The 15,260-nt window shown below is 61.9% G+C and carries 17 protein-coding genes and 1 tRNA gene; 4 read left to right on the forward strand and 14 right to left on the reverse strand.

All coding sequences use genetic code 11. The features are described 5' to 3' along the window. Positions 1-2: 2 nt before the first annotated feature. The 8 genes from hscA to trmJ form a co-directional block, all read right to left on the reverse strand. Positions 3-1,862, reverse strand: coding sequence for a Fe-S protein assembly chaperone HscA (gene hscA / locus MnOB_RS05040; RefSeq protein ID WP_077522648.1), 1,860 nt, complete (start codon positions 1,860-1,862; stop codon positions 3-5). Positions 1,863-1,909: 47 nt separating this feature from the next. Next, positions 1,910-2,431, reverse strand: a complete 522-nt coding sequence (gene hscB / locus MnOB_RS05045) for a co-chaperone HscB (RefSeq protein ID WP_077522650.1) — start codon at positions 2,429-2,431, stop codon at positions 1,910-1,912. A 7-nt stretch (positions 2,432-2,438) separates the two neighbouring features. Further along, positions 2,439-2,762 carry an iron-sulfur cluster assembly protein IscA gene (iscA, locus tag MnOB_RS05050; RefSeq protein ID WP_077522652.1) on the reverse strand — a complete coding sequence of 108 codons (324 nt, stop codon included), beginning with the start codon at positions 2,760-2,762 and terminating at the stop codon, positions 2,439-2,441. A 25-nt stretch (positions 2,763-2,787) separates the two neighbouring features. After that, positions 2,788-3,174, reverse strand: coding sequence for a Fe-S cluster assembly scaffold IscU (gene iscU / locus MnOB_RS05055; RefSeq protein WP_028628659.1), 387 nt, complete (start codon positions 3,172-3,174; stop codon positions 2,788-2,790). A gap of 30 nt (positions 3,175-3,204) precedes the next feature. Then, positions 3,205-4,419, reverse strand: a complete 1,215-nt coding sequence (locus MnOB_RS05060) for an IscS subfamily cysteine desulfurase (RefSeq protein WP_077522654.1) — start codon at positions 4,417-4,419, stop codon at positions 3,205-3,207. 49 nt (positions 4,420-4,468) lie between these two features. Further along, positions 4,469-4,966, reverse strand: a complete 498-nt coding sequence (iscR, locus tag MnOB_RS05065; protein ID WP_077522656.1) for a Fe-S cluster assembly transcriptional regulator IscR — start codon at positions 4,964-4,966, stop codon at positions 4,469-4,471. A gap of 186 nt (positions 4,967-5,152) precedes the next feature. Continuing rightward, a complete protein-coding gene (gene cysE / locus MnOB_RS05070; RefSeq protein WP_077522658.1) occupies positions 5,153-5,929 on the reverse strand; it encodes a serine O-acetyltransferase in 777 nt (258 codons plus the stop codon). Further along, positions 5,929-6,702, reverse strand: a complete 774-nt coding sequence (gene trmJ, locus MnOB_RS05075; RefSeq protein WP_077522660.1) for a tRNA (cytosine(32)/uridine(32)-2'-O)-methyltransferase TrmJ — start codon at positions 6,700-6,702, stop codon at positions 5,929-5,931. Before trmJ ends, cysE begins: the two co-directional genes overlap by 1 nt. Before the next feature lie 151 nt (positions 6,703-6,853). Here trmJ and suhB point away from each other — a divergent pair, with 151 nt between their 5' ends. After that, positions 6,854-7,669, forward strand: coding sequence for a type III secretion system regulator SuhB (suhB, locus tag MnOB_RS05080; protein WP_077522662.1), 816 nt, complete (start codon positions 6,854-6,856; stop codon positions 7,667-7,669). 56 nt (positions 7,670-7,725) lie between these two features. On the opposite strand, the gene MnOB_RS05085 is transcribed toward suhB, so the two are convergent. From MnOB_RS05085 to queA, 6 genes are all read right to left on the reverse strand, one after another. Beyond that, positions 7,726-8,310 (reverse strand): glycine zipper 2TM domain-containing protein, encoded by a 585-nt coding sequence (locus MnOB_RS05085; RefSeq protein ID WP_077522664.1) that lies wholly within the window; start codon positions 8,308-8,310, stop codon positions 7,726-7,728. Positions 8,311-8,489: 179 nt separating this feature from the next. Next, positions 8,490-9,404 carry a protein translocase subunit SecF gene (secF, locus tag MnOB_RS05090; protein WP_077522666.1) on the reverse strand — a complete coding sequence of 305 codons (915 nt, stop codon included), beginning with the start codon at positions 9,402-9,404 and terminating at the stop codon, positions 8,490-8,492. 8 nt (positions 9,405-9,412) lie between these two features. Beyond that, positions 9,413-11,275, reverse strand: coding sequence for a protein translocase subunit SecD (gene secD / locus MnOB_RS05095; protein ID WP_077522668.1), 1,863 nt, complete (start codon positions 11,273-11,275; stop codon positions 9,413-9,415). Positions 11,276-11,338: 63 nt separating this feature from the next. Beyond that, positions 11,339-11,680 carry a preprotein translocase subunit YajC gene (gene yajC, locus MnOB_RS05100; protein WP_077522670.1) on the reverse strand — a complete coding sequence of 114 codons (342 nt, stop codon included), beginning with the start codon at positions 11,678-11,680 and terminating at the stop codon, positions 11,339-11,341. A gap of 54 nt (positions 11,681-11,734) precedes the next feature. Continuing rightward, the gene (gene tgt, locus MnOB_RS05105) at positions 11,735-12,850 is read right to left on the reverse strand and encodes a tRNA guanosine(34) transglycosylase Tgt (RefSeq protein WP_107504030.1); all 1,116 of its coding nucleotides are present in this window, start codon (positions 12,848-12,850) and stop codon (positions 11,735-11,737) included. A 14-nt stretch (positions 12,851-12,864) separates the two neighbouring features. Then, positions 12,865-13,914 (reverse strand): tRNA preQ1(34) S-adenosylmethionine ribosyltransferase-isomerase QueA, encoded by a 1,050-nt coding sequence (gene queA, locus MnOB_RS05110; protein ID WP_077522674.1) that lies wholly within the window; start codon positions 13,912-13,914, stop codon positions 12,865-12,867. A 109-nt stretch (positions 13,915-14,023) separates the two neighbouring features. Here queA and MnOB_RS05115 point away from each other — a divergent pair. The 3 genes from MnOB_RS05115 (at position 14,024) to MnOB_RS05125 (ending at position 15,217) form a co-directional block, all read left to right on the forward strand. After that, positions 14,024-14,109, forward strand: a tRNA-Leu gene (locus tag MnOB_RS05115). Positions 14,110-14,401: 292 nt separating this feature from the next. Next, on the forward strand, positions 14,402-14,614 hold the full coding sequence (locus MnOB_RS05120) for a cold-shock protein (protein ID WP_016491057.1): 213 nt from the start codon (positions 14,402-14,404) through the stop codon (positions 14,612-14,614). A 105-nt stretch (positions 14,615-14,719) separates the two neighbouring features. After that, on the forward strand, positions 14,720-15,217 hold the full coding sequence (locus MnOB_RS05125) for an RDD family protein (protein ID WP_077522676.1): 498 nt from the start codon (positions 14,720-14,722) through the stop codon (positions 15,215-15,217). Positions 15,218-15,260: the final 43 nt, after the last annotated feature.

Below are 15,260 nucleotides of genomic sequence, written 5' to 3' on the forward strand. Positions count from 1 at the left end.
GTTCAATCCTCGATTTCGTTGAGTCGGCGGCCGGACAGCGCAGCCTTGACGGCGGCATCCATACGACGCGCAGCAAAGGCATCGGTCACCTGGGACAGGCGCTTGATCTGGGCCTCGATGGCGACGACATCACTGCCGATCGCCAACTCGCTCAGGGTCTGCATGCTGTCGAGGATGGCGGCGCGCTCGGTATCGTCCAGCAGGCGCTCCCCATCGACGTCCAGCGCAGCCTGGACAGCTTCCAGCAGGCGCTCGGCCTCGACCTGCTGCTCGCGCAGGGCACGGGCGTTCTTGTCTTCGCCGGCGTATTCGAAGGAGTCCTTCAGCATGCGAGAGATCTCGCCATCGGTCAGGCCATAGGATGGCTTCACCTGGATACTCGCCTCGACGCCGGAAGCCAGTTCGCGGGCGGTCACACCCAGCAGGCCGTCGGCATCCACCTGGAAGGTCACACGAATCTTCGCCGCCCCCGCCACCATCGGCGGAATGCCGCGCAACTCGAAGCGCGCCAGGGAACGGCAATCCTTGATCAGCTCGCGCTCACCCTGGAGCACGTGGATCATCATGGCCGTCTGGCCATCCTTGTAGGTGGTGAAGTCCTGAGCGCGAGCCACTGGAATCGTGGTGTTGCGCGGAATCACCTTCTCCATCAGCCCGCCCATGGTTTCCAGGCCGAGCGACAGCGGAATCACGTCGAGCAACAGCAGCTCTTCGCCGCGCTTGTTGCCCGCCAGGGTATCGGCCTGCACGGCAGCACCAATGGCCACGACCTGATCAGGATCGATATCGGTCAGCGGCTGGCGGCCGAACATCTCCGCCGCTGCCTCGCGAACGCGCGGCACGCGGGTGGAACCGCCGACCATGACAACGGCTTCGACCTCATCCAGTTCGATGCCGGCATCCCGCACGGCGCGACGACAGGCCTTGAGGCTGCGGGCGACCATGGGCTCGATCAGGGCGTCGAACTGTGCGCGAGTGAGCACGCCGCGCCAATCGCCATGGACCAGCTCGACGCTGTCGGCATCGGTCAGGGCTTCCTTCGCATCGCAGGCAGTACGCAACAGGCTGCGCTGTGCGCCGGGATCGAGATCAGCGGAAAGACCAGCCTGCTCGACTATCCAGCCAGCAAGCGCATGATCGAAATCATCACCGCCCAGTGCGCTGTCGCCGCCGGTGGCCATGACTTCGAAGACACCACGAGACAGGCGCAGGATGGAGATATCGAAGGTGCCGCCGCCCAGGTCGTAGATAGCGACTACGCCTTCGGCCTGCTTGTCCAGGCCATAGGCCACGGCAGCTGCGGTAGGCTCGTTGAGCAGACGCAACACGTTGAGCCCGGCCAGGCGCGCAGCGTCCTTGGTGGCCTGGCGCTGAGCCTCATCGAAATAGGCCGGGACCGTGATCACCGCGCCCACCAGCTCACCACCGAGGGTCTGCTCGGCACGCTGACGCAAGGCCTTGAGAATATCGGCCGAGACTTCCACCGGGCTCTTGGCACCCTGGACGGTCTCGATGAAGGGCATGTGCGATTCGCCACCTACGAAGCGATAGGGCAGTTGCTCGCCCAATTGCTTGACGTCTTCCAGTCCACGCCCCATGAAGCGCTTGACGGAAATAATGGTGTTGAACGGATCACTGGCGGCAGCCTGCTTGGCGCTGCGGCCAACTTCGACGCGATCGGCGTGATAGCGGACTGCAGAAGGCAGGATGACCTGTCCATCGTCATCCGGCAGGGGTTCGGCGACACCGCTGCGCACGGCAGCGACCAGCGAATTGGTGGTACCCAGGTCGATGCCCACCGCCAGGCGGCGCTGGTGCGGCTGGGGGCTCAGTCCGGGTTCGGCGATCTGCAGTAAGGCCATGCTTGTCTATTTATCAGGCGTACCGGCAACCATGACGGCATCGCGGGTTAATCGTCGAGGCGCTCTTCCAGTTGGCGCACTTCGTGGGTCAGCTTGTCGAGGAACTGCATACGGCGCGCCAGACGCTCGGCATCTTCGCGGCGCTCGGCATCATCCCAGCACTCGGCGAACTCGACATCCAGCTCCGCCTGCGCCACCTTGAGCCGGCGCTTGAACGCACCCGCACCATCAAGGTCCGCGCTGTCGTGCAATTCCTCGAGCTCTTCGCGCCACTGCATCTGCTGCAGCAGGAACTGAGGGTCCTGCACCGTAACTTCCAGCGGCAGCTCCTGCCCCTTCAGCGCCAGCAGATAAAGTGCCCTTCGCGGCGCGCTCTTCAGTGTCTGGTATGCATCGTTGAGCTGCGCCGCGCGCTCCAGCGCCAGGCGCTGTTCACGCTCGGAGGCATCGGCGAAACGGTCGGGATGGACGGTACGCGCCAGCTCGCGATAACGCGCCGCAAGCTGGTCAAGGTCCAGTCGATAACCCGGCTTCAGGTCGAATAGGGCGAAATGACAGGGAGTTCCCACACACGCCTCAGACGTTGAAGCTCTCGCCGCAGCCACACTCGCCGCGCACGTTCGGGTTATTGAACTTGAAGCCCTCGTTGAGCCCTTCGCGAACGAAGTCCAGCTCAGTGCCGTCGAGGTAGGTCAGGCTCTTGGGATCGATGATCACCTTGACGCCATGACTCTCGAAGACCAGGTCTTCCGCAGTCAACTCGTCGACGAACTCCAGCACATAGGCGAGACCGGAGCAGCCAGTCGTACGCACCCCCAGACGGATACCTTCACCCTTGCCGCGTCCGTCGATAGAACGCTGCACGTGACGGGCGGCGGATTCAGTCATGCTGATGGCCATTGCAACTCCTTACTCGTTCGAGCGCTTAGAGCAGACCCTTCTTCTGCTTGTAATCGTGGACGGCCGCCTTGATGGCGTCCTCAGCCAGTACCGAGCAGTGGATCTTCACCGGCGGCAGGGCCAGCTCTTCAGCAATGGTGGTGTTCTTGATGGCAGCCGCCTCGTCCAGGGTCTTGCCCTTCATCCACTCGGTGGCGAGGGAGCTGGAAGCGATGGCAGAACCGCAGCCGTAGGTCTTGAACTTGGCGTCTTCGATCACGCCCTGCTCGTTGACCTTGATCTGCAAGCGCATCACGTCGCCGCAGGCCGGCGCGCCGACCATGCCGGTACCCACATCGGGGTCCTGGGCGTCGAGCTTGCCGACGTTACGCGGGTTTTCGTAGTGGTCGATGACCTTGTCGCTGTATGCCATGGTAACTATTCCTCACTCATCAGGGTGGCGTCAGTGCGCCTGCCATTCGACCTGGGAAAGGTCGACGCCCTCTTTATACATATCCCACAGCGGGGACAGTTCACGGAGCTTGCTGACCGCTTCGCGCACCTTGGCAGCGGCGTAGTCCACTTCGTCCTCGGTGGTGAAACGACCGAAGGTGAAGCGGATGGAGCTGTGCGCCAGCTCGTCGTTGCGGCCCAGGGCGCGCAGCACGTAGGACGGCTCCAGAGAGGCCGAGGTGCAGGCGGAACCGGAGGAGACCGCGAGGTCCTTGAGCGCCATGATCAGCGACTCGCCTTCGACGTAGTTGAAGCTGACGTTCATGTTGTGCGGCACACGCGCGCTGGCGCTGCCGTTCAGATAGAGCTCTTCCATGCCATCGATCTGGGACCAGAAGCGATCAGCCAGGGCCTTGATGCGCACGCGCTCGGTGGCCATTTCCTGCTTGGCGATGTGGAAGGCTTCGCCCATGCCGACGATCTGGTGGGTCGCCAGGGTACCGGAGCGCATGCCGCGCTCGTGGCCGCCGCCGTGCATCATGGCTTCGAGGCGCACACGCGGCTTGCGGCGGACGTAGAGTGCGCCGATGCCTTTCGGGCCGTAGGTCTTGTGGGCGGAGAAGGACATCAGGTCGACCTTCAGCTTCTCCAGGTCGATCTCCACCTTGCCGGTGGACTGGGCGGCGTCAACGTGGAAGAGGATGCCGCGAGCACGAGTCAGCTCGCCGATGGCGGCGATGTCGTTGATGGTGCCGATTTCGTTGTTCACGTGCATGACGGAAACCAGGATGGTGTCGTCACGCAGGGCTGCCTCGACCATGGCCGGAGTGATCAGGCCATCTTCGCCCGGCTCCAGGTAGGTCACTTCGAAACCTTCGCGCTCCAGCTGGCGGGTGGTGTCCAGGACCGCCTTGTGCTCGATCTTCGAGGTGATGATGTGCTTGCCCTTGCCACTGTAGAAGTGCGCAACACCCTTGATGGCCAGGTTGTCGGACTCGGTCGCACCGGAAGTCCAGACGATTTCGCGAGGGTCCGCGTTCACCAGCTCAGCTACCTGACGACGAGCATTCTCCACCGATTCTTCAGCTTTCCAGCCGAACACGTGGGAGCGCGAGGCCGGGTTGCCGAAGTTGCCGTCCACCAGCAGGCACTCGCTCATTTTCTGAGCGACGCGCGGGTCCACCGGCGTAGTGGCGGAGTAGTCGAGGTAGATCGGCAATTTCATCGGGGCTCTCCTATCAGGTATCGGGGCCAATCACGGGCCGGCGCCCTGCTCATTCGATGGCGGACGCTTCAATCTTATCGAGGTGCGGCATCCTGCCATTGCTTCCACAGCGGCGTTGATCCTGCCGCTGTGCGACCTCTTGAACCTCACGGCGGTTGACCAGGTCGGCCAGACTGATGCCGCTGAGGAACTCGTGGATCTGCAAACTCAGATCACACCAGAGGTGGTGGGTAAGACAGGTATCGCCGGAATGGCAATCGCCCAGGCCCTGGCAACGGGTGGCATCTACCGACTCGTTGACCGCATCTATTACCTGGGCGACATGAATGCCATGCATGTCGCGGGAAAGCTGGTAGCCACCGCCCGGGCCGCGCACGCTGCTGACCAGGTTGCCGCGACGGAGCTTGGCAAAAAGCTGTTCGAGGTAGGACAGGGAAATGCCCTGCCGCTCGGAAATATCAGCCAGGGACACCGGTCCATGCTGCGCATGCAGCGCCAGGTCGAGCATGGCGGTGACGGCGTAACGGCCTTTGGTGGTCAGTCGCATGGTGAGTACCACGGGATCGCTGGAATGCAGCGAGTATGCGATTCCCGACTATTTAAGTCAACTATAAGCCTGATCAAAATAGTCGGGATTACATCTTGCAGGGGCGTGCATGATAGCAGAGGCACATCCCGTTAGCACCCTAATAATCCGCCCTGAAACACCGCACCAAAGTCGACTCCGAACGGGTCAGGCGACCGGTTTGCGCTCTTCGTCCTTGACGCCCGCGAAGTCCTCGTCGCGAAGCTCCGGCAATGCATTGGCGCAGTAGTCGCTGCCCAGCGCAGTGAGCGCCTTGCACATGCCATCGAGGCGCTCGTCCACCGCCTGCACATGATCCAGCAACTGGCCGATAGCGCGAGCCACCGGATCGGGCATGTCCTGCCCCAGGCCGTAGGCGTCGAAACCAAAACGCTCGGCAATCGCCTGGCGCTTGGCCTCCTGCTCGGGATCAGCCTTGACGATGACCCGACCAGGAATCCCCACCGCCGTAGCACCGGCCGGCACTTCCTTGGTCACCACGGCATTGGAGCCGATCTTGGCGCCCGCACCAACGGTGAAAGGCCCAAGCACCTTGGCGCCCGCACCTACTACCACGCCATCTTCCAGCGTCGGATGGCGCTTGCCCTGGTTCCAGCTGGTACCACCCAGGGTCACGCCCTGATAGAGGGTAACGTCGTTGCCGATCTCGGCAGTCTCGCCAATGACGATGCCCATGCCGTGGTCAATGAAGAACCGCCGGCCGATCTTCGCGCCGGGATGGATTTCGATACCGGTAAGCCAGCGACTGAAGTTGGACACCAGGCGCGCCAGCCACTTCCAGCCGGAGACCCATAGAGCGTGAGCCACGCGATGCAACCAGATGGCATGCAGCCCCGGGTAACAGGTGAGCACCTCGAAGGCATTACGCGCAGCCGGATCACGGTGGAATACGCTCTGAATGTCTTCTCGAATGCTGTCGAACATCACTTGTCACTCCGCTTGCCTGTTTCGCCCCGCGCGGCTTTCTGGGTTTCCGTGAGGATGCCCCGCAGGATATTCATTTCCAGCTTGCTGATGCCGCTGCGACCGAAGAGCCGGCGCAGACGGGACATCAGGTGTCGCGGCTTTTCCGGGTCCAGGAAGCCGATCTCGACCAGAGTGCTCTCCAGGTGTTCGTAGTAGCGCTCCAGCTCATCGACGGTGACGGGCTGGGCGTTGAGCATGGCGGTGGTTTCCACCTTCTCCACCTTGCTCGGCAAGCCTTCCTGCTCGAGCCACGCCATGCGCACCTCGTACACCAGCACCTGAACGGCGGCCGCCAGATTCAACGAGGAGAACTCGGGATTGGACGGGATGTGCACGTGATACTGGCAACGCTGCAACTCTTCGTTGGTCAGCCCCGCGTACTCGCGACCGAACACCAGGGCAACCTCACCACCGAGCTGCGCCTGCTCCACGGAAGTCTTGCCGCACTCGCGCGGATCCAGCAGCGGCCAGGGAATGCGGCGATCACGAGCACTGGTACCGATGACCAGGCTGCAGCCAACCAGCGCCTCCTCGAGAGTGGCAACTACTTGAGCACCCGCCAGGATGTCATCCGCACCGGAAGCGCGAGCCTGAGCCTCGGGACTGGGGAAGTCTTCGGGATCGACCAGTACCAGCTTCGACAGGCCCATGTTCTTCATGGCGCGGGCGGCACCACCGATATTGCCGGGATGACTGGTATTGACCAGCACCACGCGAATGTTCTGCAGCAACGCTCTAGTCTCCCAGCGGAACCTCAAGGGAGCGGAATATTACCGGAGGCCCCGACGCAACGCCACGAATGACGCCACCTCCCCTGCCTGCCTTGTGCTTTTTCTGCTACTATGTGCGGCTTTCTTCTTTAACGACCCAGGTGAACTCCCCATGCAGCCTATGCTGAATATCGCCCTGCGCGCCGCTCGCAGCGCCGGTGAACTGATTTTCCGCTCTATCGAGCGCCTGGACGTTATCTCCGTCAACGAGAAGGACGCCAAGGACTACGTCACCGAGGTCGATCGCGCCGCTGAGCTGTCCATCGTGCAGGCCCTGCGCAAGGCCTACCCGAACCACGGCATCATGGGCGAGGAAGGCGGCGTACTGGAAGGCAAGGGCGAAGGCGCCGACTATCTGTGGATCATCGATCCGCTGGACGGCACCACCAACTTCATTCGCGGCGTTCCGCATTTCGCCATCAGCATCGCCTGCAAATACAAGGGTCGCCTGGAGCACGCCGTGATCCTCGATCCGGTTCGCCAGGAAGAGTTCACTGCCAGCCGCGGCCGTGGCGCCGCTCTCAACGGCCGCCGCCTGCGCGTCAGCCCGCGCAAGAGCCTGGAAGGCGCCCTGCTGGGCACCGGCTTCCCCTTCCGCGACAGCCAGCTGGACAACCTCGACAACTACCTGGGCATGTTCCGCAGCCTGGTTGGCCAGACCGCCGGCATCCGCCGCGCCGGCTCCGCCAGCCTGGACCTCGCCTACGTCGCCGCTGGCCGCTTCGACGCGTTCTGGGAATTCGGCCTGTCCGAATGGGACATGGCTGCAGGCGCCCTCCTGGTCCAGGAAGCTGGCGGCCTGGTAAGCGACTTCACCGGCGGTCATGACTTCCTCGAGAAAGGCCACATCGTTGCCGGCAACACCAAGTGCTTCAAGGCGGTGCTGACCGCCATCCAGCCGCACCTGCCGCCGTCGCTGAAACGCTGATCGCGCAGCCATGAAAAAACCCGGCCAAGGCCGGGTTTTTTGTGCTCAAGCGCAGCTTATTGCTGCACGCCTGCACCGCCACCCTGGGGCTCGATACCGCCGCCCTGCTGGCTCAGGATCAACTGACCTTCCTTCGTCACCGGAATCTGACGACCCGGGTCATGATCCATGCGAACCTGGCTAACCTTGCCATCCAGCTGGTACTTCACGTCATAGCCAACGAGCCTTTCGCTGGTGTCGGTGACGGTCTTGCAGCGGGTTTCAGTCGTGGTGTAGGTGTCACCTTCCTGCATGCGCTCCTGCACCTTGTTGCCGGCATAACCACCACCTACAGCGCCAGCGACAGTGGCGATCTTCTTGCCGCTACCACCGCCGACCTGGTTGCCCAACAGACCACCTGCAACCGCGCCAAGGACGGTGCCGGCAATCTGATGTTGATCCTTGACCGGACGCTGGCGGGTCACCGCCACATCGTTGCAGACCTCGCGCGGGGTCTTCACGGTTTCACTGATCGGTTGGACAGCGAGCACTTCGGCATACTCCGGGCCGTTGTTGCCTACCAGGTTATAGGTGGCCACGGCACCGCCGGCAGTCACACCAACCGCACCCAATACAGCACCGACGAGCATCGACTTGTTCACTTGAACCTCCTGAATCTTCCATAGCGGGCCTACTTGCCCTGCTCCTCGCCTTGGATAGACGGAAAAAGGCCAAGTTCCCAAACTCACGGGAATATTCCGACAAGTGGGACGGCAGTCTCATACAGCAGAAACGACGAGGCCCGGCATTTGCCGGGCCTCGCTTTCAGCTGTGGAACGCCTCAGGGACGATCATCCGCTTCGGCGGTATTCGCCGGCGGAATCAGGTCCTCGGAAGACAGGCCCAGCCAGATCAGCACCGGGGCGCTGATATAGATCGAGGAGTAAGTACCCACGACCACACCGACCAGCAGCGACAGGGCAAAGCCATGCAGACTGTCACCGCCGAAGATCAGCAGGGCGAACAGCGCCAGAGCGGTGGACATCGAGGTCGCGATGGTCCGCAGCAGGGTCTGGGTGCAGGACACGTCGATGTTCTCGATCAGGTCAGCACGACGCAGCACGCGGAAGTTCTCACGGATACGGTCGAAGATGATGATGGTGTCGTTCAGCGAGTAGCCGATCATCGCCAGGACAGCGGCCAGAACAGTGAGGTCGAAGGGAATCTGGAAGAACGCCAGGATACCCAGGGTGACGATCACGTCGTGGACCAGCGAGGCCACAGCACCAATACCGAACTTCCACTGGAAGCGGAAGGCCAGGTACAGCAGGATGCCGCCCAGTGCCAGCAGCATTGCCAGGCCGCCCTGGTCGCGCAGCTCCTCGCCCACCTGCGGGCCGACGAATTCGACGCGCTTGAGCTCGAACTTGCTCTCGGCATCCACCTTGCGCAGGGCGTCGGCTACCTTGTTGCCCAGCTGCGGGTCTTCCCCGGCCAGACGAACCAGGACATCGGTCGAAGCACCAAAGCTCTGCACGATGGCGTCGGGATATCCGACCTGGCCCAGCTCCTTCTTGATCAGCTCGAGGTTCGCCGGCTTCTCGTAGGCGAGCTCGATTAGGGTACCGCCGGTGAAGTCCAGGCCGAAGTTCAGACCCTTGATGAACAGGCTGCCGATACCGATCAGGCTGATGATCACGGTGATGGCGAACGCAATGTTGCGTATCGCCATGAAACGGATGGTTGACTTGATCATGACAGGCCTCAAATCCACAGTTTCTTGAAGTTGCGGCCACCGAAGATCAGGTTGACCATGCCGCGGGTGAACATGATCGCGGTGAACATCGAGGTGATGATCCCCAGCGACATGGTCACGGCAAAGCCCTTGATCGGACCGGTGCCGAGGGCGAACAGGATGCCGCCCACCAGCAGGGTGGTGAGGTTACTGTCGACGATCGCGGTGTAGGCACGGTCAAAACCTTCGTGGATCGCACGCTGTACCGACAGGCCGTTGTTCAGCTCCTCGCGAATACGCGAGTAGATCAACACGTTGGCGTCCACCGCCATGCCGAGGGTCAGCACGATACCGGCGATGCCCGGCAGCGTCAGGGTGGCGCCGATCACCGACATCAAGCCGACCAGCAGCACCAGGTTGAACGCCAGGGCGATGGTAGCCAGGAAGCCGAAGAAGCGGTAGATGGCCATGATGAACAGCGATACGAAGACCATCGCCCACTCGGTGGACTCGATGCCTTTGATGATGTTCTCGGCACCCAGGCTCGGGCCGATGGTGCGCTCTTCAGCGAAGTACATCGGTGCAGCCAGACCACCAGCGCGCAGCAGCAGGGCCAGCTCGGAGGACTCACCCTGGCCGTTCAGGCCAGTGATACGGAACTGGCTACCCAGCGGCGACTGAATGGTCGCCAGGCTGATGATTTTCTTCTCTTCCTTGAAGCTCTGGACCGCCACTTCCTGCTGGACGCCGTTGACGTCCCGGGTCTCGTAGCGGGTAACCGGGCGCTGCTCGATGAAGATCACCGCCATGCTGCGACCCACGTTGTTGCGAGTGGCGCGACTCATCAGTTCGCCGCCGTGGCCGTCGAGGCGGATGTTCACTTGCGGGCGGCCGTTTTCGTCGTAGCTGGCCTGGGCGTCGGTCACCTGGTCACCAGTGATGATCAGGCCGCGCTCCAGCGGCACCGGCGGACGACCCGGCTCACGGAACTCGAAGGATTCGGTAGAGGCCTTGCTGGCAGTCGGCTCAGCGGCCAGACGGAATTCCAGGTTGGCGGTCTTGCCGAGAATACGCTTGGCTTCGGCGGTGTCCTGCACGCCCGGCAGCTCGACCACGATGCGGTTGGCACCCTGGCGCTGCACGATCGGCTCGGCCACGCCCAGCTCGTTCACGCGATTACGAACGGTGGTCAGGTTCTGCTTGATGGAGTATTCGCGGATCTCGGCCAGCTTGGCCTGGGTCAGCACCAGCAGCAGGACCTGCTGATCACCACGCGCGGTGGTGGTCATCTGGAAATCGTTGAAGCTCTTGCGAATCAGCGACTGCGCCTTGTCCAGGGACTCCTGGTCGGTGAAGCCGAGCTGGAAGCCGTTCTCCTGCGCCGGCAGGCTGCGGTAACGGATCCGCTCCTTGCGCAGCAGGGTACGAACTTCGCCTTCGTAGATCTTCAGGCGCGCATCGACAGCTTTCTCCATGTCCACTTCCAGCAGGAAGTGCACACCCCCGGAGAGGTCAAGACCGAGCTTCATCGGCGCAGCGCCGAGTTTGCGCAACCAGTCCGGCGTGGTCGGGGCCAGGTTGAGTGCGACTACGTAGTCATCACCCAGGGCCTTGCGCACCACATCCTTGGCCGGCAGCTGGTCACCCAGCTTGGTCAGACGCAGCAGGCCGCCGCGCTCGCTGACGCTGGAGGACTTGAGTTCGATGCCCGCTTGCTTCAGAGCTTCGCCGGCCTTGTCCAGATCGGATTGCTGGATCTTCAGCGCGGTACTGGTGCCGCTGATCTGGATCGCCGGATCATCCGGATAGAGATTGGGTGCGGAATAGACCAGGCCGATCGCCAGCACCGCCAGGATCAGCAGATATTTCCACAGTGGATACTTGTTGAGCATGACTCCGCCCGTTATGAAGCGGGGCGCCTGATGGCGCCCCGTCGGTGTTGATCCATGTATCTGTTAGATGGCTTTCAGGGTGCCCTTCGGCAGGGTCGCCGCGATAGCCGCCTTCTGGAACTTCAGCTCTACGGTATCGGACACTTCGATGACCACGAAGTCATCGGTGACCTTGGTGACCTTGCCGGCGATGCCGCCGGAGGTGACCACTTCATCACCTTTTTGCAGGCTGCCCAGGAGGTTCTTGTGCTCCTTGGCGCGTTTGGCCTGGGGACGCCAGATCATCAGGTAGAAGATGACCAGGAAACCGATCAGGAAAACCCACTCGAAACCGGTACCGGCAGGGCCTGCAGCAGCGGCCGGAGCGGCGGCATCGGCATAGGCGGCGGGAATCAGAAAGCTCATTTAGCACTCCTGTTGCGGAAATTTGAAAAAATCGACTGTGAATATGCGGCTTTATCAGTCCAGGGGCGGAGTCGGTAGTCCGCGCTTGGCGTAGAAGGCATCGACAAAGGCGGCCAATTTACCCTGTTGGATAGCCTCGCGCAAACCAGCCATCAGGCGCTGGTAATGCCGCAAGTTGTGGATTGTATTCAACATGCTGCCGAGCATTTCGCCGCATTTGTCCAAATGGTGGAGATAGGCGCGCGAGAAGTGTTTGCAGGTGTAACAGTCGCAAGTTGGGTCCAGCGTTGACTCGTCATGCTTGTGCACCGAGTTGCGGATTTTCAGCACGCCAGTGTCGATGAACAGGTGACCGTTTCGCGCGTTACGCGTCGGCATCACGCAGTCGAACATGTCCACCCCGCGACGCACACCCTCCACCAGATCCTCCGGCTTGCCCACGCCCATCAGGTAGCGCGGCTTGTCCGTCGGCATCTGCCCGGGCAGGTAGTCCAGCACACGAATCATCTCTTCCTTCGGCTCACCTACCGACAGGCCGCCGATGGCCAGGCCGTCGAAGCCGATTTCGCTGAGGCCTTCCAGGGAGCGCATGCGCAGCTCTTCGTGCATGCCGCCTTGAACGATGCCGAACAATGCAGCGGTGCTTTCACCGTGGGCCGTCTTGGAGCGTTTGGCCCAACGCTGGGACAGCTCCATGGAACGCTTGGCCGTATCGAAGTCCGCCGGATAGGGCGTGCACTCGTCAAAGATCATCACGATGTCTGAGCCCAGGGCGCGCTGGACCTGCATGGACTCCTCGGGCCCCATGAACACCTTCGCGCCATCGACCGGCGAAGCGAAGGTCACGCCCTCTTCTTTGATCTTGCGCATGGCACCCAGGCTGAACACCTGGAAGCCACCGGAATCGGTGAGGATCGGCCCCTGCCACTGCATGAAGTCATGCAGGTCACCATGGCGCTTGATCACTTCCATGCCCGGGCGCAACCAGAGGTGGAAGGTATTGCCAAGGATGATCTGCGCGCCGATGTCTTCGATATCGCGCGGCAACATGCCCTTCACGGTGCCGTAGGTACCTACAGGCATGAAGGCAGGCGTCTCGACGACACCCCGGGGAAAGGTCAGACGGCCACGACGGGCCTTGCCGTCGGTGGCCAGCAGCTCGAAGTTCATCCGGCAGGTGCGCGTCATGCTTGGTCCTCGGGCCCGCGAGGGGCGGGATTGCGGGTGATGAACATGGCATCACCGTAACTGAAGAATCGGTAACCCTGCTCCACGGCGGCAGCGTAGGCGGCCATGGTCTCTGGATAGCCGGCAAAGGCGGAAACCAGCATCAGCAGGGTGGATTCGGGCAAATGGAAATTGGTAACCAGGGCATCGACCACATGGAAGGGCCGCCCGGGGTACAGGAAAATGTCGGTGTCGCCGCTGAACGCCTTGAGATGGCCATCCCGCGCGGCACTTTCCAGGGAGCGCACGCTGGTGGTACCAACCGCAATCACCCTGCCGCCACGAGCACGGCAGGCAGCAACGGCGTCGACCACGTCCTGGCCCACTTCGAGCCACTCGCGGTGCATGTGGTGATCCTCAATGCGCTCTACCCGCACCGGCTGGAAGGTCCCCGCCCCGACGTGCAGCGTGACGAACGCACTCTCTACCCCTTTGGCGGCAATGGCGGCCAGCAGGTCCTGGTCGAAATGCAGCCCCGCCGTCGGCGCCGCAACGGCACCGGCATGGCGGGCGTAGACGGTCTGGTAGCGCTCGCGGTCGGCGTCTTCGTCAGGCCTGTCTATATAGGGAGGCAGCGGCATGTGGCCGACCCTGTCCAGCAGCGGCAGCACTTCTTCGGCGAATTTCAGTTCGAACAGCGCGTCGTGGCGAGCGACCATCTCCGCCTCCCCGCCACCGTCGATCTGCAACATCGAGCCCGGCTTGGGCGACTTGCTGGAGCGCACATGGGCCAGCACGCGATGGCTGTCCAGCACGCGCTCGACAAGGATTTCGAGCTTGCCGCCAGAAGCCTTCTGGCCGAACAGGCGCGCGGGAATGACGCGGGTGTTGTTGAACACCATCAGATCGCCGGGCCGCAGGTATTCCAGCAGGTCGGTGAAATGGCGATGGTTCAGTGCACCAGATTCGCCATTCAGCACGAGGAGGCGGCTGGCGCGACGCTCGGCCAGTGGATGGCGGGCAATAAGAGCTTCAGGGAGCTCGAAGTGGAAGTCGGCTACGCGCATGGTGGGGGGTCGTATCGCAGGGGCGCAGATAGTACAGGAAATGCCCGTTTCTGACCACGCAGACGGATTGACCGAGACAGAGCGTCTCCCTATACTCCGCCGCCATCGTGCCTCGGTGGCGGAATGGTAGACGCGGCGGATTCAAAATCCGTTTCTGGCGACAGAGTGAGAGTTCGAGTCTCTCCCGGGGCACCACGATATCTTCAAGCTCTTTCTGAGCCTTCTCCCCCTCAACTTTCCGCCCGTCCGGGGCCCTCCCCCGCCCGTAAATATTGGCCTTTCGGGGCTTGGCATTTCCGGGAAACTTAGCGTAGAGTTGGCCAACTGTGTTTGCATGGGTCGCTGTTGAATCGTGACCTGATGCGGTAGATCACCAGATCCGCTACATCCCGCTCGACTTCTCTTACCTCTTTGCAACCAGTTCCAGCCCTTCTGGCGCATCAGTGAACAGCAGGCTGTCATCAACTTCAGTTTCAAGGAAAAAGATATGTCGAATCGTCAAACCGGCACCGTCAAATGGTTCAACGACGAGAAAGGTTTTGGTTTCATCACCCCGGAAAGCGGCCCGGATCTGTTCGTTCACTTCCGCGCTATCGAAGGCTCCGGCTTCCGTAGCCTGAAAGAAGGCCAGAAGGTTACCTTCGAAGCCGTTCAAGGCCAGAAAGGTATGCAGGCTGACAAGGTTCAGGTAGTTAACTAATTACCTGATCTTCGCCGAAAGCCTCTGATGGAAACATCAGGGGCTTTTTTGTGCCCGCGAATCGGCTGCTAGAATGGCGCGCCTTCCACACGCCAAGAGCCCGCAATGCCGAAACATCAGCTGCGCCCCCAGGGGGAATTCCCCTCCGCCGGGCTGGTTCGCCGCTTCGCCGCGATCTTCTACGACTTCCTCCTCTGCGTCGCCCTGCTGATGGTGGTCACCCTGATCTATCAACAGGTCGTCCTTCGCCTGATTTACGGAGGCGAACGCCTGCGCCAACTGGCCGACCAGGGTGCCCTCTCCGGTGACCCGATACTCTCCACGCTACTGGTATTCGCCCTGTTCGGATTCTTCGCCAAGTTCTGGACCCACAACGGGCAGACCCTCGGCATGCAGGTGTGGGGTATCCGCGTGCAGAACAAGGATGGTTCGGCCATAAGCCTGTGGCAGGCCCTGCTGCGTTTCGTCATTGCCATCGGCTCATGGCTGGCGCTGGGACTGGGTTTCCTCTGGAGTCTCTGGGACAAGGAGAAGCGCACCTGGCACGACATCTATTCGGAAACCCGGGTCGTTCGCGTCCCCAAGGACGCACACAAGAAGTGACCCACAAAAAAGCCGGCAGACGCCGGCTTTTTCTTGGATCGAT

The organism is Metapseudomonas resinovorans (assembly GCF_002003485.1).
Taxonomy (GTDB): Bacteria; Pseudomonadota; Gammaproteobacteria; order Pseudomonadales; family Pseudomonadaceae; genus Metapseudomonas; species Metapseudomonas resinovorans_D.